Raw genomic sequence first — 398 nt, 5'->3', positions numbered from 1 at the left:
GGGCAGAAAGCACGTTAATAATCCAGCGTTCCATCGCACTCTTCAACTGCCGCTCAACTTGTTCATTACTCAAGAATTCTTCGGCATGCGGGTCGATGCGGACAATTCGATAAAACTCGATACTCAGATAATGAGCATGCGCAACGGCAATTTCCGCGGCTTTAGCACGAATGGGCGGATCTGCCTGTTCGACAAGTCCGGTCCACTCATCTTTCATTCTTTTAAAATACATCTCCATAATTCACACCCTTATAAGGCTGGGAAATCAGACGGAATCAAAATGAAACGCAACGTGCGAGATCGACTAACTGCACCATATTCTCCTGAAATATGAAGATATACTGAAAAGAAATAAGCGATTTAGGACAGTTTCAATCTACGCTACTGTTCTTCAGAAG

At 43.7% G+C, this 398-nt stretch carries 1 protein-coding gene; it reads right to left on the bottom strand.

Annotated elements, in window-relative coordinates; genetic code table 11:
- Positions 1–238 (bottom strand): globin family protein (locus tag BTA35_RS17365; RefSeq protein WP_000426282.1); only part of this gene is annotated, 238 nt, incomplete at its 3' end.
- Positions 239–398 lie beyond the last annotated feature (160 nt).

The sequence above is a fragment of the Oceanospirillum linum genome, from assembly GCF_001995095.2.
Taxonomy (GTDB): domain Bacteria; phylum Pseudomonadota; class Gammaproteobacteria; order Pseudomonadales; family Halomonadaceae; genus Oceanospirillum; species Oceanospirillum linum.
This window is presented reverse-complemented; position numbering and strand designations above follow the sequence as displayed.